Here is an 18437-nt window from a genome sequence, read left to right on the forward strand (position 1 = left end):
AATTAGCATTGTTTGATAAAAAAAGGATAACAAAAATGACACATCCGATTGTTGAAGCACTGCAGCGCAACGAGGCGCAGTTTATTGAGCTGCGCCGCCATTTTCATCAGCACCCCGAAATCGGTTTCGAGGAGCAACAAACCAGCCAGCGCGTCGCAGAGTTGCTCCAGCAGTGGGGTTACGACGTGCATCGCGGAATGGCGAAAACCGGAGTGGTAGGCACCCTGAAAGTGGGCAACGGCAGCAAACGCCTGGGCCTGCGCGCCGATATGGATGCGTTACCGATGCAGGAGGACAGCGGCAAAGCCTGGAGCAGCACCGTTGCGGGCAAATTCCACGGCTGCGGCCATGACGGCCATACCACCACCCTGCTCTATGCCGCCGAATACCTGGCGCGCACCCGCAATTTTAACGGTACGCTGCACCTGATTTTCCAGCCGGCTGAAGAGCTGCTGTACGGCGGGCGGGTAATGGTCGAAGATGGCCTGTTTGATACCTTCCCCTGCGACCATATTTTCGGTCTGCATAATATGCCCGGGCAAAAGCTCGGCAAAATTGGCCTGCGCGATGGCGCCATGATGGCCTCCTCTGACACCCTGCACATTGAAGTTAACGGCGTCGGCGGGCACGGTGCCCTGCCGGAACATACCGTCGATGCCACGCTGGTGGCCTGCCACATCACCCTCGCCCTGCAGTCGATTGTGTCGCGCAATATCACCCCGTTTGAGCCTGCGGTGGTCACCGTCGGCAGTATTCAGGCCGGACATGCGCCCAATATCATCAACGAAAAAGTGCTGATGAAGCTGACCGTGCGCACGCTGAACGAGAAGGTGCGCCAGACCGTTCTGCAGCGTATCCACGACATCGCGGTTGCGCAGGCAGAAAGCTTCAACGCCACGGCCACAATCCGGCATATCAACGGCAGCCCGGTACTCACCAATAACCCCGCCGCCAACGAGATGGTGCGTACCGTCGCCCAGGATCTGTTCGGACAGGATGCGGTCGCCACCGTGGGTGCATTTATGGGCAGCGAAGATTTCGCCTTCATGCTTGAGAAGAACCCCGACGGCTGTTACTTCACCATTGGTGCCGGCGACGAAGCGGATCGCTGCATGGTGCATAACCCGGGCTATGACTTTAACGACAAGATCCTGCTCACCGGTGCCGCGCTCTGGAGCGCCCTGACCGAACACTATCTGCGTTAATCGCGTATCCCCAGGAGGGCTGCACAATGAGTACCGTTCCCCTGACAGGCACCCCGGCTTTTGCAGGTAACGATCGACTGCTGGCGGGTATTGTTCTGAGCGTTCTGACATTCTGGTTATTTGCCCAGTCGGTGATCAACGTGGTGCCGGCCATGAAAAATAGCCTCGACATTTCCCTGGAGACGCTCACGCTGGCGGTCAGCCTCAGCGCGTTATTCAGCGGCTGCTTTGTCGTTGCCAGCGGCGGCTTTGCCGATAAGTTTGGTCGCGTGCGCCTGACGGTCATCGGCCTGGTGCTGAGTATTGTCGGCAGCGGCCTGCTGTTTATGGCCCGGGAGCCGGTGCTCTTTCTGCTGGGACGGGCGATCCAGGGGCTGTCGGCGGCCTGCATTATGCCCGCCACCCTGGCGCTGATTAAAACCTGGTACGAAGGCAAAGCGCGCCAGCGGGCGATCAGTTTCTGGGTAATTGGCTCCTGGGGTGGTAGCGGCCTGAGCTCGTTTGTGGGCGGCGCGATCGCCACCAGCCTGGGCTGGCGCTTGATATTTATTTTCTCCATCGTGATGGCTCTGGCGGCTCTGCTGCTCATCCGCGGTACGCCCGAAAGCCGGAGCGCCAGCGCTGGTCAGCATAAGCTGGATATTGGCGGGCTGGTGAGTTTTGTCTTTATGCTGGTGCTGCTCAACCTGTTTATCAGCAAAGGGCACAGCTGGGGCTGGAGTAGCGGCCTGTCGCTGGCGGTGCTGGGGGCGGCGATCCTGGCGGCGCTGGGCTTTATCATAACCGGCCTGCGTAAAGGCGATGCGGCGCTGATTGATTTTGCGCTGTTTAAAAACCGGGCCTACAGCGCGGCGGTGCTCTCCAACTTCATGCTCAACGGCTGTATTGGCACCATGATGATCACCAGCATCTGGCTGCAGCAAGGTCATCATCTGACGCCTTTGCAAACCGGGATGATGACCCTGGGGTATCTGGTGACCGTGCTCGCCATGATCCGCGTGGGGGAGAAACTGCTGCAACGCTATGGTGCCCGCCTGCCGATGATGACCGGGCCCGTGCTGACCGCGATCGGCATTACCTTTATCTCCTGCACCTTCTTAAGCAAAGAGATCTATATCGTCACCGTCTTTTTGAGCAACGTCCTGTTTGGCCTGGGATTGGGCTGTTACGCCACGCCATCGACTGACACGGCGGTGATGAACGCGCCGGAGAGTAAAGTCGGCGTGGCGTCCGGGATCTACAAGATGGGGAGTTCGCTGGGTGGAGCAATGGGAATCGCCGTGACGGCTTCGCTGTATGCCCTGCTGCTGCCGCTGGGCATGGCCAGCGCCGCCCAATACGCGCTGCTGTTTAACAGTGCGATTTGTCTCGGCTCGGCGGTAGTGACCTGGGCGTTGTTACCCAGACTGCGGGCCCCTTAATCACAGGGGCCGCAGGGCTGTCAGGCGATATTCAGATATTTGTGCGTCTGCATCGACAGACGCCAGTTCCGCGCGATACAGGTCTCGATACACAGGCGCGTGGCATCTTCTTTCTGAGAGATCGGCTGCAGGGCAATCACCCGCTGCTTATCGTCCGTTAAGGTTTCCAGCAGTTCATCCAGCGCTTCGATATCGCGTACGCGGCCGACCGGGTGTTTAATCTCGTCCGCGCGTTCCAGCGCCTGGGACAGCACGTCATACCCGCCGCGCATATTCACTTTTGGCGATACCGTCACCCAGGTGGTGTGGGAGCAGCGTACTTCGTGGGTGCCGCTGGTTTCAATCTGGCAGCTAAAGCCGTTGCTTTCCAGCAGCATGGTCAGCGGCATCAGGTCGTGAATGCAGGGTTCACCGCCGGTGATCACCACATGGCGCGCCGTCCAGCCCTGACGACCAATGATCGCCAGCAGATCGTCCGGGTTTGCCGAGCCCCATTTGTCGCTCTCTTTAGTTTTCGCCAGAATGCTGAACAGTGAAACTTCCCGATCGCTGAGCGTTTCCCAGGTATGTTTGGTATCACACCAGGCACAGCCAACCGGGCATCCCTGCAGACGAATGAAGATAGCGGGAACGCCGGTGAAGTAACCCTCGCCTTGCAGGGCCTGGAACATCTCGTTAATCGGGTACTGCATAGTTATCTCTGGTCAGATTTACGGGGGGGCATTATTGCAGATCGCACATAATCAGGCAAAACAACCCCGGCCACGATTTAATTCCTGTCAGTTTAAGGATAGCCAGGCTAACGGCATTAGGGTGGAAAGCCGTTGTCAGAAGGCAATGTTAAAAACATAAAAACTTACGCTACGCTTTTAAGATATCCCCCACCCGGCTCGCGTCGACGTTAACCCCCTTGACTGAGTCGCCATCAGAATACTGGACAAGCAGAATGAGCCATTTTGCGGTAATAACGCTACCGTTATACAGCCATATGCAGGCTATGGAAGCACTGGCGAAACACCTTATCGTGCGCGGTCATCGGGTCACTTTTTTTCAGCAGGAAGAGGCTCGCTCGCTGCTCAGGGAACCGCAGGCGCACTTCATCCCGGTGGGTCACCCCACGCCGTCTGGGATGCATGAGCCGGGATTTTTTCGCCTGATATCAGGTATGGCAAGCGTTACCGATATGCTGTGCCGTGAACTGCCCCATGCCTTCAGACAACACAATATTGACGCCGTGATTGTCGATCAGATGGAGCCAGCAGGAGGGCTGGTCGCACAAGCGCTCAACCTGCCCTTTATCTCCATCTGCTGCGCCCTGCCGGTAAACCGGGATAGCACCATCCCCTTGCCGGTGATGCCTTTTCGCTATGGCACCAGCGATCGCAGCCGGAAATTATACGCCTCCAGCGCGGATGTTTATGACTGGCTAATGTCGGGACAGGGGCGGGTCATTGCCCGTCATGCCCGGGCGTTTGGTCTGCCCGCGCGTAACAGGCTGGATCAATGCCTGTCGCCATTGGCGCAAATCAGCCAGACCATCCCAGGCTTTGATTTTCCACGCACCTTGCCCGCCTGCTTCCATGCGGTAGGTCCGCTACGCCACGATCCGCCAGGGGTCTCTTCCGGCAATAAAAAGCGGTTTGTTTTTGCATCATTAGGCACGCTGCAGGGCTACCGCTATGGACTGTTCCGCAAGATTACCCGCGCCTGCCGGGAGGCTGGCGTGCCCTTGCTTATTGCCCACTGTGACGGGCTAAATGCCAGTCAAACCGCCCGGCTGGCGCGTGCGGGGGCGCAAACCGTAGGATTTACCGATCAGCTGGCGGTATTACGCGATGCCAGCGCCGTCATCACCCATGCAGGGCTGAATACGGTGATGGATGCCATCGCCACCGCCACGCCGATCCTCGCCGTGCCGCTGGCGTTTGATCAGCCAGGCGTCGCCGCCCGCGTGGTTTTCAGCGGCATTGGCCTTAAGGCCTGCCGTTTTTCGCCGAGCCATACGCTCAGCCAGCATCTTCTCGAGCTGCTGGAAAACAAGCAGTACACGCAGCGCATCACCGCCCTCCAGACTCAGCTGATAAATGCCGGAGGGGCAGCACGGGCTGCCGAAATTATTGAACACGCGGTACGCACACGTCATAGCGTCCCGACGGCGTGATGACATAAAAAAACCCGCCGAAGCGGGTTTTTTCTAAAGATTAAGGTTCAGTATGAATTACTGACCTTTGATCTCTTTACGACCGTTGTATGGTGCTTTTTCGCCCAGCGCTTCTTCGATACGAATCAGCTGGTTGTATTTAGCAACACGGTCAGAACGGCTCATAGAACCGGTTTTGATCTGGCCTGCAGCGGTACCAACAGCCAGGTCAGCGATGGTAGCGTCTTCAGTTTCGCCTGAACGGTGAGAGATAACGGCAGTGTAGCCAGCGTCTTTCGCCATTTTGATCGCAGCCAGAGTTTCGGTCAGAGAACCGATCTGGTTGAATTTGATCAGGATGGAGTTAACGATGCCTTTCTCGATACCTTCTTTCAGAATCTTGGTGTTGGTTACGAACAGATCGTCACCAACCAGCTGGATTTTGTCGCCCAGAACTTTGGTCTGGTATGCGAAACCAGTCCAGTCAGACTCGTCCAGACCGTCTTCGATAGAGACGATTGGGTACTGTTTGGTCAGGTCTTCCAGGAAGTGAGTGAACTCTTCGGAGGTGAATGCTTTGTTGCCTTCGCCAGCCAGAACGTATTTACCGTCTTTGTAGAATTCAGATGCTGCACAGTCCATCGCCAGGGTGATGTCGGTGCCCAGCTCGTAGCCAGCTGCTTTAACCGCTTCAGCGATTACAGCCAGTGCTTCGGCGTTGGAGCCCAGGTTAGGTGCATAACCACCTTCGTCACCTACTGCAGTGTTCATGCCTTTAGCTTTCAGAACTTTAGCCAGGTTGTGGAACACTTCAGAACCCATACGTACTGCTTCTTTCAGGGATTTCGCGCCAACTGGCTGAATCATAAATTCCTGAATATCAACGTTGTTGTCTGCGTGCTCACCGCCGTTGATGATGTTCATCATCGGAACTGGCATAGAGTATTTGCCTGGAGTGCCGTTCAGTTCAGCAATGTGTTCGAACAGTGGCTGACCTTTAGAAGCAGCTGCTGCTTTGGCGTTCGCCAGGGAAACAGCCAGGATTGCGTTAGCACCGAAGTTAGATTTGTTTTCAGTACCGTCCAGATCGATCATGATCTTGTCAATGCCAGCCTGATCTTTGGCATCTTTGCCAAGGATTGCCTGAGCAATAGGACCGTTTACTGCGCCAACCGCTTTGGTTACGCCTTTGCCCAGGAAGCGGGATTTGTCGCCATCGCGCAGTTCCAGCGCTTCGCGGGAACCAGTAGAAGCACCTGACGGCGCAGCAGCCATACCTACGAAACCACCTTCCAGGTGTACTTCGGCTTCAACAGTCGGGTTACCACGGGAGTCGATGATTTCACGACCGATGACTTTAACGATTTTGGACATTAGATTTTCCTCAGTACAAGTTAAACTAAAACTCCAGACAAACAACGCGTACCTTTGGTACGCGTTGCCGTTCTAACTTTTCTTACTTCGCCTGACGCTTCTGGAACTCATTGGCGGCTTTCACAAAGCCAGCAAACAGCGGATGTCCATCACGCGGCGTAGAAGTAAATTCCGGGTGGAACTGACAGGCAACGAACCATGGGTGGTTCGGCACTTCGATGATCTCGACCAACTGATCGTCCCCGGAGCGGCCCGCAATACGCAGACCCGCGGCTTCAATTTGTTTCAACAGCAGGTTGTTCACTTCGTAACGGTGACGATGGCGCTCAGTGATGACCGGCGCACCGTACATCTGGCGTACCAGGCTGTCGTCAGAGAGCTGGCAAGCCTGAGAACCCAGACGCATCGTGCCACCCAGATCGCTTTTCTCGGTACGGACTTCGACGTTACCTTCTTCGTCGCGCCATTCGGTAATCAGCGCCACAACAGGGTACTTACAGTCTGGCACAAATTCCGTAGAGTTCGCGTTTTCCATCCCCACCACGTTGCGTGCAAATTCAATCAGCGCAACCTGCATACCCAGGCAAATGCCGAGGTAAGGAATATTGTTTTCACGCGCATAGCGTGCGGTAGCGATCTTGCCCTCAACACCACGGTAGCCGAAGCCGCCAGGGATGAGAATAGCATCCAGATCTTTCAGAATTTCTACACCGCGGGTTTCAACATCCTGCGAATCGATCAGCTTGATGTTGACGGTAACGCGGTTCTTCAGGCCACCATGTTTCAGCGCTTCGATAACTGACTTATAGGCGTCCGGCAGTTCAATGTACTTGCCGACCATACCGATAGTCACTTCGCCTGCCGGGTTCGCTTCTTCGTAAATAACCTGTTCCCATTCAGACAGGTTAGCTTCCGGACAGTTCAAGCTGAATCGTTTACAAATATAATCGTCCAGACCCTGTGATTTCAACAGGCCCGGGATTTTATAAATGGAATCGACATCTTTCATTGAAATAACGGCTTTTTCTGGCACGTTACAGAACAATGCAATTTTTGCACGTTCGTTGGCCGGAACCGCACGATCGGAGCGGCAAACCAGGATATCAGGCTGAATACCGATAGAGAGCAGCTCTTTAACAGAGTGCTGGGTCGGTTTAGTTTTCACTTCACCTGCGGCAGCCATGTAAGGCACCAGGGTCAGGTGCATGAACAGCGCGTGTTCACGACCGATATCCACCGCCAGCTGGCGAATCGCTTCAAGGAACGGCAGGGATTCGATATCACCTACGGTACCACCGATTTCAACCAGCACCACGTCGTGGCCTTCGCCACCGGCAATGATGCGCTCTTTAATGGCGTTGGTGATGTGTGGGATAACCTGAACGGTTGCGCCCAGGTAGTCACCGCGACGCTCTTTACGCAGAACGTCAGAGTAGATGCGGCCAGTCGTGAAGTTGTTACGACGGGTCATTTTGGTGCGAATGAAGCGCTCATAGTGACCCAGGTCCAGGTCGGTTTCAGCGCCGTCTTCAGTAACGAACACTTCCCCGTGTTGGATTGGGCTCATGGTACCTGGATCGACGTTGATGTACGGATCCAGCTTCATCATGGTCACATTGAGGCCACGGGCTTCAAGAATGGCTGCGAGGGAGGCTGCGGCAATGCCTTTACCCAGAGAGGATACAACCCCGCCGGTCACAAAAATATAGTTCGTTGTCATGCTGAACCTGAGAAGTTAGGGTGAAACGATGGAATAACCAGGACGGGAAAGTAGTATACCCGAACACGGCGAGCGCCACAAACTTTCATTCTCCGTCTCCTGTCTCAGGCTTTGACTCACATTGGGAGTGAGAAAATAGCCCCTTTTGGGTAAATGTTTTTGACGCAAATCAAGCGCTTGTCATTTAAAAAATCACACAAATTGCGCTTGATCGCAAAAACCCGTTAGAGATCAGATTCCTGGCGTTTTACTTCCTGCCACACTTCTTCCATCGCCTCGAGGTCCACGCCGGTCATTTCCAGGCCGCGGGCAGCGATAATGCGCTCCACTTCCCGGAAGCGACGCTCGAATTTGAGGTTCGCTTTTTGCAACGCCACTTCGGCTTTTACCCCTAAATGACGCGAAAGATTGACGGTGGCAAACAGCAGATCGCCCATCTCCTCTTCCAGCTTATCCTGATCCACAACCGCCTGTTGCGCTTCGTGCATCACCTCGTCGATCTCTTCATGCACTTTGTCGAGCACCGGGCCGAGAGTCGTCCAGTCAAACCCCACCGTCGAGCAGCGTTTCTGGATCTTGTGCGCGCGCATCAGCGCCGGCAGGCTCAGCGGGATATCATCCAGCGCGGAATGCTGCGACTTTTCCGCCCGCTCCGCGCTTTTGATCTGCTCCCAGCGGGCCAGCACTTCGTGGCTGTTCTCAGCGGTGGCTTCGCCAAAGATGTGCGGGTGACGGCGCTCCAGCTTGTCGCTGATGGCAGCGCAGATATCGTTGAAATCAAAGCGCCCCTCTTCCTGGGCCATTTGCGCGTAGAACACCACCTGGAACAGCAGGTCCCCCAGTTCGCCGCGCAGATCGTCAAAATCTTCCCGGGAGATGGCGTCCAGCACCTCATAGGTCTCTTCCAGGGTGTAGGGGGCGATGGTGGCGAAAGTCTGCTCTTTGTCCCACGGGCAGCCGTTTTCCGGGTCGCGCAGGCGTTGCATAATGCCGAGCAGGCGGTCGATTTGGGTCATGTCTTATCCTGTTTGAATCGAGGTTGCCGGGTAGCGGCTGACGCCTTTCCCGGCCTACGTAAAAGCGTAGCCCCGGCAAGCAACGCGCCGCCGGGGAGATAGATTAACCGCCGTGCAGACGACGGGCGTCAATCACATCCGGCACCTGGTTCAGCTTGCCGAGCACCCGGCCCAGCACCTGCAGGTTATAGATTTCGATAGTCATATCGATGGTGGCGAGCTGCTGACGGGTGTCGCTGCGGCTGGCAACTCCCAGCACGTTCACCTTTTCATTCGCCAGAATGGTGGTGATGTCGCGCAGCAGGCCGCTGCGGTCGTTGGCCGAAACCCGCACCACCAGCGAATAACCGGCAGAATAACTCTCGCCCCACACCGCATCCACGATGCGTTCCGGGGCGTGGGACTGTAAGTCGTCCAACTGATCGCAGTCCGCACGGTGGATGGAGATCCCGCGCCCCTGGGTAATAAAGCCGACGATCTCATCCCCGGGGATCGGCTGGCAGCAGCGGGCGATGTGGTGCATCAGGTTACCGACGCCTTCCACCACCACCCTGCCGTTGTCTTTCTCTTTGCTACGGTGCTGCGGGTTGTAGCTCTTCTGCTGCAACTGCTTCAGCGCCGCGGCATCCTGCTCTTCCGCGCTCGGTTTGTTGAACTGCGCCTGCAGGAAATTCACCATCTGGTTAAGACGGATATCTCCGCCCCCAATGGCGGCCAGCAGCTCATCCAGCTCGTTAAAGTTGTAGCGCGGCAGCAGGAATTTTTCCGCCTCTTTCAGGTGGATGCCTAAATGTTCCAGCTCGTCATCGAGGATCTGGCGCCCGGCAAGGATGTTCTTGTCACGATCCTGCTTGCGGAACCAGGCGTGTATTTTTGAGCGCCCGCGGCTGGTAGTGATATAGCCGAGGTTCGGGTTCAGCCAGTCGCGGCTCGGGTTCGGCTGTTTCTGGGTGATGATGTCCACCTGATCGCCCATCTGCAGCTGATAGGTGAACGGCACGATACGCCCGCCGATTTTGGCCCCGATGCAGCGATGCCCCACGTCACTGTGGATGTGGTAAGCGAAGTCGAGCGGCGTTGAGCCCGCAGGCAGGTCAACCACGTCGCCTTTTGGCGTAAAGACGTAGACCCGGTCATCAAAGACCTGGCTGCGCACTTCGTCGAGCATTTCGCCGGAGTCGGCCATCTCCTCCTGCCACGCAATCAGCTTACGCAGCCAGGCGATGCGATCTTCGTGCCCGGAGCGCGCCCCCCCTGAGGTGCCCTCTTTGTACTTCCAGTGCGCGGCGACGCCCAGCTCGGACTCTTCGTGCATCTGTTTGGTACGGATCTGGATCTCGACCGGTTTGCCGCCCGGCCCCAGCACCACAGTGTGGATCGACTGGTAGCCGTTCGGTTTCGGGTTAGCGACGTAGTCGTCAAACTCATCCGGCATGTGGCGGTAATGGGTGTGAACAATACCCAGCGCGGCGTAGCAGTCCTGTAACCGCTCCGCCACGATACGCACGGCGCGCACGTCAAACAGCTCGTCAAAGGCGAGATGCTTCTTCTGCATTTTGCGCCAGATGCTGTAGATATGCTTCGGACGGCCATACACTTCGGCCTTCACGCCCTCTTCTTTCATCGACTTACGCAAGCCGCCGACAAACTCGTCGATGTAGTGTTCACGGTCGATACGGCGCTCGTGCAGCAGCTTAGCAATGCGCTTGTATTCCGCCGGGTGCAGGTAGCGGAAGCAGTAATCTTCCAGCTCCCATTTCAGCTGCCCGATCCCCAGACGGTTCGCCAGCGGGGCATAGATATTGGTGCACTCTTTCGCCGCCAGCACGCGTTCATCTTCCGGCGCGTCTTTCACTTCCCGCAGATGGGCGACGCGTTCCGCAAGCTTGATCACCACGCAGCGGAAATCATCCACCATCGCCAGCAGCATACGGCGGACGTTATCGACCTGTTCAGAGGAGACCGAATCGGTGTGGGTGGCTTTAAGCTGGCGGATGGCCGCCATGTCGCGCACGCCGTGGATCAGGGCGACAACGGATTTACCCACGCTTTCGCGAAGGACATCTTCTGTGACCACCTCCGCGTCCGCCAGCGGGAACAGCAGCGCAGCCTGCAGCGTTTCGATATCCATGCTCAGCATCGAGAGGATTTCGACCATTTCAATGCCGCGCCACAGCATCAGCTCGGCGTCGGGATGCCCCTGAGTGGTGCGCAGACAATAGGCCCATGTTTCGGTTAAGCGTTCACACGACTGCTGGCTGGCAATCCCCAGACTTGCGATCCATTTTTGTGGGTCAAACTCACCAGCTTTATTGAGATGTGCACTTCTTACCGCAACCATTGTCCTCTCCTTTAGGGACCCTTGCCTGTCGAATTCGACAAGCCGAAACTCATCAGTTGTGTTCAAACAACGCCATTGATTCCAGATGTCCAGTGTGCGGGAACATATCAAGCATTGCCAGACGCTGAATCTGGTAACCCGCCGCGAGTAACGTCTCGCTATCCCGGGCAAGCGTCGCCGGATTACAGGAAACATAGACCACGCGTTTGGGAGCGAGTTTAATAATATGCTGCATCACGCCTGGCGCGCCCGCGCGTGCCGGGTCCAGCAGGATTTTATCGAAACCGTGCGCCGCCCAGGGCTGCCTGGTGACATCCTCTTCCAGATTCTCATGAAAAAATGTCACGTTTTGCAGCGCATTGTGAACAGCGTTGTCGCGCCCCTTTTCCACCAGCGCCGCCACGCCCTCTACGCCCACGACGCTGTGCGCCCGTTTTGCCAGCGGCAGGGTAAAGTTGCCCATCCCGCAGAACAGGTCGAGCACCCGGTCTTCTGGCTGAATATCCAGCCACGCCAGCGTGGTCGCCACCATCTGCTGATTTACACCGTCATTGACCTGAATAAAATCGCGCGGACTGAACGTTAAGCGTAGCCCGTCTGAATCATACCAGGGCGTTTCACCGCTCAGTTGCTCAAGTATCTCGCTTTGCGGAGCGAGATAAAGCGCAAGGTCAAGGGAATGCGAAAAGCGTTCCAGTTTTTCACGATCCTGGGCCGACAGCGGCGCCGTATGGCGCAGAACCATCAGCGGACCGCTGTTGGCCAGCACCAGCTCAACGTGCCCGAGATGGCGAGCACCCTGCAGTTCAGAGAGGCATTTGCGCACTTCTGGCAGCAATGCCTCAAGACGGGGCACCAGAATGGGGCACTGTTTTACGTCCACGATGTCGCTGGAGTTAGCCTTGCGAAAGCCCATCTCCAGACGCGCGGTTTTCGGCTGCCAGTTCAGGCTCAGACGCGCCCGGCGGCGGTAGCCCCAGGGCTTATCGGCGATGACTTCATCGACGTCGTGCTTTAGCAAGCGCGCCAGGGCATTGCTTTTGCTGCGCTCCTGGAGCGCAACGCTGGCGTGCTGCTGTTGGCAGCCGCCGCACACGCCGAAGTGCGGACAGCGTGGCGTTTCGCGTTCCGGGCTATCATTAAGACGACGCTTTACCTGCCCGCGTGCGTACTGACGTTTCTCTTCCGTCAGGGTGATTTCCGCACGCTCCTGGGGCAGCAGTCCGGGGATAAACACGGTCTTACCCTCATGGCGCGCCACCCCCTGTCCGAACGGATCGAGGTCTGTCACTTCAACAGTTATGATCTGACGCGTCGTCACGCGTCGCTTTGCAGAGTAGAATTGCGCCATCGCCGGGAATTTTCTCAAATGAACATATTGACTCTAATTGTCCCATAACGGAACTCCATGACCAACTACAGCCTGCGTGCGCGCATGATGATTTTGATCCTCGCCCCTACCGTACTCATTGGTTTACTGCTGAGTACCTTCTTCGTGGTGCACCGTTATAACGACCTGCAGCGCCAGCTCGAGGACGCAGGGGCCAGCATTATTGAGCCGCTGGCAGTCTCCAGCGAATACGGCATGAACCTGCAAAATCGCGAGCCAATAGGCCAGCTCATCAGCATTCTGCATCGCCGTCATTCAGAGATTGTGCGGGCTATCTCGGTGTATGACCAAAATAATCGCCTGTTCGTCACCTCCAACATCCAGCTTGACCCGGATACCCTGAAGCTGCCGGACGGTTCCGCGTTTCCCAAGCGGCTGAGCGTGATCCGCCAGGGCGAAAAAATGATCCTGCGCACGCCGATTATCTCGGAAAGCTATTCACCGGATGAATCACCCGCGTCGGACGCCAAGCCCAATAACAACCTGCTGGGATATGTGGCCCTGGAGCTGGATCTCAAGTCCGTGCGGCTGCAGCAGTACCGGGAGATCTTTATCTCCACGGTGATGATGCTGTTTTGTATCGGCATCGCGCTGATCTTCGGCTGGCGTCTGATGCGCGATGTAACCAGCCCTATCCGCAACATGGTGAATACCGTCGACCGCATCCGCCGGGGCCAGCTCGACAGCCGCGTCGAAGGCTTTATGCTCGGCGAGCTGGATATGCTGAAAAATGGCATCAACTCGATGGCGATGTCGCTGGCGGCGTACCACGAGGAGATGCAGCATAACGTCGATCAGGCCACCTCCGACCTGCGGGAAACCCTGGAGCAGATGGAGATCCAGAACGTCGAGCTGGATCTGGCGAAAAAACGCGCCCAGGAGGCGGCCCGCATTAAGTCAGAGTTCCTGGCGAACATGTCCCACGAGCTGCGCACCCCGCTTAATGGGGTAATCGGCTTTACCCGCCTGACCCTGAAAACCGAGCTCAACCCGACCCAGCGCGACCACCTGCATACCATCGAGCGTTCGGCTAATAACCTGCTGGCGATCATCAACGACGTGCTGGACTTCTCCAAGCTCGAGGCGGGCAAACTGATCCTCGAGAGCATTCCGTTCCCGCTGCGCAACACCCTGGATGAAGTGGTCACCCTGCTGGCGCACTCCTCTCACGATAAAGGGCTGGAGCTGACGCTGAACATTAAAAACGACGTGCCGGACAACGTGATTGGCGATCCGCTGCGCCTGCAGCAGGTGATCACCAACCTGGTGGGTAACGCCATTAAATTCACCGAGAGCGGTAACATCGACGTGCTGGTTGAAAAGCGCGCCATCAGTAATACCAAGGTGCAGATTGAGGTGCAGATCCGCGACACCGGGATCGGTATTCCTGAGCGGGATCAGTCCCGGCTGTTCCAGGCCTTCCGTCAGGCCGATGCCAGCATCTCCCGTCGCCACGGCGGCACCGGGCTGGGGCTGGTGATCACCCAGAAGCTGGTTAACGAGATGGGGGGTGATATCTCCTTCCACAGCCAGCCTAACCGGGGTTCAACCTTCTGGTTCCATATCAATCTTGACCTGAACCCGAATGTCCTGACCGATCGCCTGGCCATGGATTGCCTGCAGGGTAAACGGCTGGCGTACGTGGAGCCCAATACCGCCGCCGCGCAAAGCACCCTCGATGTGCTGAGCACCACTCCGCTGGAGGTGGTTTACAGTCCGGGGTTCTCCGCGCTGCCGGTTGACCATTACGACATTCTGCTGATGGGGATCCCGGTGACCTTTACCGGCGAGCTGAGCATGCAGCAGGAGCGGCTGGCGAAAGCGGCCTCGATGACCGATTACCTGCTGCTGGCCCTGCCGTGCCATGCGCAGATTAACGCCGAGGAGCTTAAGCATGACGGAGCGGCCGCCTGTCTGCTGAAACCGCTGACCGCCACCCGCCTGCTGCCGACCCTGACCGAGTACTGCCGCCTGAACCATCACGCCGCGCCTGCGATCAGCGATGAGAGCAAACTGCCGATGACCGTGATGGCGGTGGATGATAACCCCGCCAACCTGAAGCTGATTGGCGCGCTGCTGGAGGATCAGGTACAGCATGTCGAACTGTGCGAGAGCGGCCTGCAGTCCGTGGAGCGGGCGAAGGAGATGCCGTTTGACCTGATCATGATGGATATTCAGATGCCCGGCATGGACGGCATCCGCGCCTGTGAACTGATTCGCCAGCTTCCTCATCACCTGCAAACGCCGGTTATCGCCGTAACGGCGCATGCGATGGCGGGTCAAAAAGAGAAGCTGCTGAGCGCCGGGATGAACGACTATCTGGCGAAGCCGATCGAAGAAGAGAAGCTGCGCAGCCTGCTGTTGCGCTACAAACCCGGCCCCGCCACGGGCAACCGGATAGCCCCGCCGGAGCCCCCGGCGATAGTGGTTAACAGCAGTGCAACCCTCGACTGGCAGCTGGCGCTGCGTCAGGCTGCGGGTAAAAACGATCTGGCGCGGGAGATGCTGCAGATGCTGGTGGCCTTCCTGCCGGAGATCCGCAATAAGGTGGAAGAGCAGCTGGTAGGTGAAGATCCGGAAGACCTGCTCGGAGCGATCCATAAGCTGCACGGCAGCTGCGGGTACAGCGGGGTGCCGCGCCTGAAGAATCTCTGTCAGCTGCTGGAACAGCAGTTACGTTCCGGCACGCCGGAGAGCGAGCTGGAACCGGAGTTCCTGGAGCTGCTGGATGAGATGGATAACGTTACGCGGGAAGCGATGAAGGTGCTGGGATAGTAAAGCGACCCCCTCTCACTGAGGGAGAGGGTTGGGGTGAGGGAGAATATGCCGCACCGGTGGCTGTTCCGTTCACTTCCAGAGTCGTGCTTCTCTGTTACAACGGAACCGGTGAACGTGCCAGGGCGGCTCAATCGCCACCGCCCTGGCGACCCGGGCTACCGGCAAGAAAATCGCCGCTTCGCGGATTGTTCGCCCCATCCCTGGGGCTCACCCCTTCGGGGCCAGCGCAAGCGCTGTCCAAAATTGCTCCCGGCAATTTTGTCCTCAGCTTATTCCTTCAGGCTTTCGGGTCGGGCACCAGCCTGCATCCATGCAGGCTATGCCCTCTCGGCGCGTCCATGCGCCTCGCCCCGGCCTTACGGAAACGCTTCGGCGATTTTCAGCCGGACCTTGTCATCGCTGTAATTAATTAATTTTTTTCTAAAAAAATCTTTCGCTTTAAAGATAAAAAATCTCTGAGACCTCTTAGCCCTTCTGACCTGTCCCCATCCCCACCTTCAGTACGGCCGCAATATTCCTCGCCGCCATCCGCACATTCTCCTCGGCGTTTTCCAGCGCCTCCTCCAGCGTGCAGACGGTGTAAATCACGCTGAACACCGCGTCGATGCCGTGTTCATGCACCACGCCGACATCCGCCGTCAGGCTGCCCGCGAGGCCAATCACCGGTTTATTGTGGCGTTTGGCAATCTTCGCCACGCCCACCGGTACTTTGCCATGAATAGTCTGGCTGTCGATCCGCCCTTCGCCGGTGATCACCAGATCGGCGTCGGCCACCTGGCTGTCGAGGTTGAGTGCATCGGTCACAATTTCAATGCCCTGGCGCAGCTGCGCGCCGCAAAAGGCATACAACGCTGCCCCCATACCGCCCGCGGCACCGCCGCCGGCCAGGTCGAGCACGTCAACGTCCAGGTCGCGGGCGATGATCCGGGCATACTGCGTCAGCGCACGATCGAGACGAACGATCATCTCCGGGGTTGCCCCCTTCTGCGGACCAAATACCGCGGTGGCGCCGTTGTCGCCGGTCAGCGGATTGGTGACGTCGCAGGCCACTTCAATGCGGCACTCCGCCAGCCGTTTATCCAGGCCGCTGATGTCGATACACGCCAGCTTCTCCAGCTCGCCGCCGCCCGCGCCGAGGGCGTGACCCTGTTCATCCAGCAGCTTCGCGCCAAGCGCCTGCACCATCCCTGCGCCGCCATCGTTGGTGGCGCTGCCGCCAATGCCGATGATGATATGTTTTACGCCCGCATCCAGCGCATGACGGATCAGCTCCCCGGTTCCCCAGGAGGTGGTTTTCAGCGGATTACGCTGGGCCGGAGGGACCAGTTCAAGACCGCTGGCCGCCGCCATCTCGATAAATGCGCTTTTGCCATCGCCGGAGCGGCCATAAAAACCGTCAACATGCTCGCCGAGCGGCCCCGTTACCCGCACCTGAATAATGTCACCCTGAGTGGCGGCGACCATCGCTTCCACGGTGCCCTCGCCACCATCGGCAACCGGCAGTTTCACGTACTCCGCTGTCGGGAAAATCTCGCAAAATCCTTGCTCTATCGCCGTCGCCACTGCCAGAGCACTTAGGCTCTCTTTGTAGGAGTCCGGTGCGATAACTATTTTCATAAGCCGTCCTTACGCATGTTGACTACCATAAGCATACACCCGTCACGCAAGAGAAAATGCCGACTCCCGCAGGAACCGGCACCGGACTTAACGCACCATGCAAGGGCGTTTGTTGTTGAAGGTCCACTCCGGGATCAGGTACTGCATCGCCATCGCGTCGTCGCGCGCGCCCAGGCCGTGCTGCAGATAGAGCTCGTGCGCCTTCATCACCCGATCCATATCCAGCTCAACGCCCAGACCCGGCGTGGTCGGCACCTGCACCATACCGCCTTTGATTTCGAACGGCTCTTTGGTCAGGCGCTGGTTGCCCTCCTGCCAGATCCAGTGGGTGTCGATGGCAGTGATGTTGCCCGGCGCGGCGGCAGCCACGTGGGTGAACATCGCCAGCGAGATATCAAAGTGGTTGTTGGAGTGCGAGCCCCAGGTCAGGCCGAACTCGTGGCACATCTGCGCCACGCGCACCGAGCCCTGCATGGTCCAGAAGTGCGGATCCGCCAGCGGAATGTCCACCGACTGCAGCGACAGGGTGTGCCCCATCTGACGCCAGTCGGTGGCGATCATATTGGTTGCGGTCGGCAGGCCGGTGGCGCGGCGGAACTCAGCCATCACTTCGCGGCCGGAGAAGCCCTGCTCAGCCCCGCACGGATCTTCCGCGTAGGCCAGAACCCCCTTCAGGCGTTTACCGATGCGGATCGCTTCATCGAGCGACCATGCCCCGTTAGGATCGAGGGTAACGCGCGCCTGCGGGAAGCGTTTCGCCAGCGCGATGATCGATTCGGCTTCCTCGTCACCGGCCAGCACGCCGCCCTTTAGTTTGAAATCGTTGAAGCCGTACTTCTCGTAAGCCGCTTCCGCCAGGCGGACAACCGCATCCGGGGTCATCGCCTCTTCGTGGCGCAGGCGATACCAGTCGCACTGCTCATCCGGCTGGCTCTGGTACGGCAGCGGCGTCAGCTTGCGGTTGCCCACGAAGAAGAGGTAACCCAGCATCTCGACTTTAGAGCGCTGCTGCCCGTCACCCAGCAGCGAGGCGACGTTCACCCCCAGGTGCTGGCCCAGCAGGTCGAGCATCGCCGCTTCAATACCGGTGACCACGTGAATGGTAGTGCGCAGGTCAAACGTCTGCAGCCCGCGTCCGCCCGCGTCACGGTCGGCAAATTCGTTACGTACCGCATTGAGGACGTTTTTGTACGCGCCCAGCGTTTTGCCGACGACCAGCGGGATCGCATCTTCCAGCGTTTTACGGATCTTCTCGCCACCCGGGATTTCACCCACGCCGGTATGACCGGAGTTGTCTTTGATAATCACAATATTACGGGTGAAGAACGGGGCATGGGCGCCGCTCAGGTTCATCAGCATGCTGTCATAACCGGCAACCGGAACGATCTGCATGGAGGTGACAACAGGCGTAGTAAAAGTGCTCATAATTCAATCC

At 57.8% G+C, this 18437-nt stretch carries 12 protein-coding genes; 4 read left to right on the forward strand and 8 right to left on the reverse strand.

Annotation, left to right across the window (positions count from 1 at the left end; all coding sequences use genetic code 11):
• Window positions 1-35 precede the first annotated feature (35 nt).
• Both FHN83_RS06645 and FHN83_RS06650 read left to right on the forward strand, forming a co-directional pair.
• Complete coding sequence (locus tag FHN83_RS06645) at window positions 36-1205, forward strand: M20 aminoacylase family protein (RefSeq protein ID WP_138370553.1); 1170 nt, start codon at window positions 36-38, stop codon at window positions 1203-1205.
• A gap of 26 nt (window positions 1206-1231) precedes the next feature.
• On the forward strand, window positions 1232-2626 hold the full coding sequence (locus FHN83_RS06650) for an MFS transporter (RefSeq protein ID WP_139563525.1): 1395 nt from the start codon (window positions 1232-1234) through the stop codon (window positions 2624-2626).
• Between the two features lie 20 nt (window positions 2627-2646).
• Here FHN83_RS06650 and queE read toward each other — a convergent pair whose 3' ends face one another.
• Window positions 2647-3318, reverse strand: a complete 672-nt coding sequence (queE, locus tag FHN83_RS06655; protein ID WP_139563526.1) for a 7-carboxy-7-deazaguanine synthase QueE — start codon at window positions 3316-3318, stop codon at window positions 2647-2649.
• A gap of 254 nt (window positions 3319-3572) precedes the next feature.
• Between queE and FHN83_RS06660 the strand changes: the two genes are divergently transcribed.
• Window positions 3573-4787 carry a glycosyltransferase gene (locus tag FHN83_RS06660; RefSeq protein ID WP_139563527.1) on the forward strand — a complete coding sequence of 405 codons (1215 nt, stop codon included), beginning with the start codon at window positions 3573-3575 and terminating at the stop codon, window positions 4785-4787.
• A gap of 57 nt (window positions 4788-4844) precedes the next feature.
• Here FHN83_RS06660 and eno read toward each other — a convergent pair whose 3' ends face one another.
• The 5 genes from eno to rlmD form a co-directional block, all read right to left on the reverse strand.
• Window positions 4845-6140, reverse strand: a complete 1296-nt coding sequence (gene eno / locus FHN83_RS06665; protein WP_039029937.1) for a phosphopyruvate hydratase — start codon at window positions 6138-6140, stop codon at window positions 4845-4847.
• Window positions 6141-6222: 82 nt separating this feature from the next.
• On the reverse strand, window positions 6223-7860 hold the full coding sequence (pyrG, locus tag FHN83_RS06670; protein ID WP_039029936.1) for a glutamine hydrolyzing CTP synthase: 1638 nt from the start codon (window positions 7858-7860) through the stop codon (window positions 6223-6225).
• Between the two features lie 224 nt (window positions 7861-8084).
• Window positions 8085-8876: a nucleoside triphosphate pyrophosphohydrolase gene (mazG, locus tag FHN83_RS06675; RefSeq protein WP_139563528.1), complete on the reverse strand. Its 792-nt coding sequence runs from the start codon at window positions 8874-8876 to the stop codon at window positions 8085-8087.
• Window positions 8877-8979: 103 nt separating this feature from the next.
• Window positions 8980-11217 (reverse strand): GTP diphosphokinase, encoded by a 2238-nt coding sequence (gene relA, locus FHN83_RS06680; RefSeq protein ID WP_039029934.1) that lies wholly within the window; start codon window positions 11215-11217, stop codon window positions 8980-8982.
• A 52-nt stretch (window positions 11218-11269) separates the two neighbouring features.
• The gene (gene rlmD / locus FHN83_RS06685) at window positions 11270-12568 is read right to left on the reverse strand and encodes a 23S rRNA (uracil(1939)-C(5))-methyltransferase RlmD (protein WP_139563529.1); all 1299 of its coding nucleotides are present in this window, start codon (window positions 12566-12568) and stop codon (window positions 11270-11272) included.
• A gap of 57 nt (window positions 12569-12625) precedes the next feature.
• On the opposite strand from rlmD, the gene barA reads away from it, so the two are divergent.
• Complete coding sequence (gene barA / locus FHN83_RS06690) at window positions 12626-15382, forward strand: two-component sensor histidine kinase BarA (protein WP_039029932.1); 2757 nt, start codon at window positions 12626-12628, stop codon at window positions 15380-15382.
• A gap of 468 nt (window positions 15383-15850) precedes the next feature.
• Here barA and FHN83_RS06700 read toward each other — a convergent pair whose 3' ends face one another.
• A complete protein-coding gene (locus FHN83_RS06700) occupies window positions 15851-17002 on the reverse strand; it encodes a glycerate kinase (RefSeq protein WP_139563531.1) in 1152 nt (383 codons plus the stop codon).
• Between the two features lie 87 nt (window positions 17003-17089).
• Window positions 17090-18430: a glucarate dehydratase gene (gene gudD / locus FHN83_RS06705; RefSeq protein ID WP_176556536.1), complete on the reverse strand. Its 1341-nt coding sequence runs from the start codon at window positions 18428-18430 to the stop codon at window positions 17090-17092.
• Window positions 18431-18437: the final 7 nt, after the last annotated feature.

Source organism: Leclercia adecarboxylata (assembly GCF_006171285.1).
Classification (GTDB): domain Bacteria; phylum Pseudomonadota; class Gammaproteobacteria; order Enterobacterales; family Enterobacteriaceae; genus Enterobacter; species Enterobacter barmai.

What these genes read in the sequence shown, in the direction of transcription:
- FHN83_RS06700 (WP_139563531.1), bottom strand. Translation starts at nt 17,002, where the DNA reads ATGAAAATAGTTATCGCACCGGACTCCTACAAAGAGAGCCTAAGTGCT.
- eno (WP_039029937.1), bottom strand. Translation starts at nt 6,140, where the DNA reads ATGTCCAAAATCGTTAAAGTCATCGGTCGTGAAATCATCGACTCCCGT.
- barA (WP_039029932.1), top strand. Translation starts at nt 12,626, where the DNA reads ATGACCAACTACAGCCTGCGTGCGCGCATGATGATTTTGATCCTCGCC.
- FHN83_RS06650 (WP_139563525.1), top strand. Translation starts at nt 1,232, where the DNA reads ATGAGTACCGTTCCCCTGACAGGCACCCCGGCTTTTGCAGGTAACGAT.
- FHN83_RS06645 (WP_138370553.1), top strand. Translation starts at nt 36, where the DNA reads ATGACACATCCGATTGTTGAAGCACTGCAGCGCAACGAGGCGCAGTTT.
- mazG (WP_139563528.1), bottom strand. Translation starts at nt 8,876, where the DNA reads ATGACCCAAATCGACCGCCTGCTCGGCATTATGCAACGCCTGCGCGAC.
- pyrG (WP_039029936.1), bottom strand. Translation starts at nt 7,860, where the DNA reads ATGACAACGAACTATATTTTTGTGACCGGCGGGGTTGTATCCTCTCTG.
- queE (WP_139563526.1), bottom strand. Translation starts at nt 3,318, where the DNA reads ATGCAGTACCCGATTAACGAGATGTTCCAGGCCCTGCAAGGCGAGGGT.
- relA (WP_039029934.1), bottom strand. Translation starts at nt 11,217, where the DNA reads ATGGTTGCGGTAAGAAGTGCACATCTCAATAAAGCTGGTGAGTTTGAC.
- FHN83_RS06660 (WP_139563527.1), top strand. Translation starts at nt 3,573, where the DNA reads ATGAGCCATTTTGCGGTAATAACGCTACCGTTATACAGCCATATGCAG.
- rlmD (WP_139563529.1), bottom strand. Translation starts at nt 12,568, where the DNA reads ATGGCGCAATTCTACTCTGCAAAGCGACGCGTGACGACGCGTCAGATC.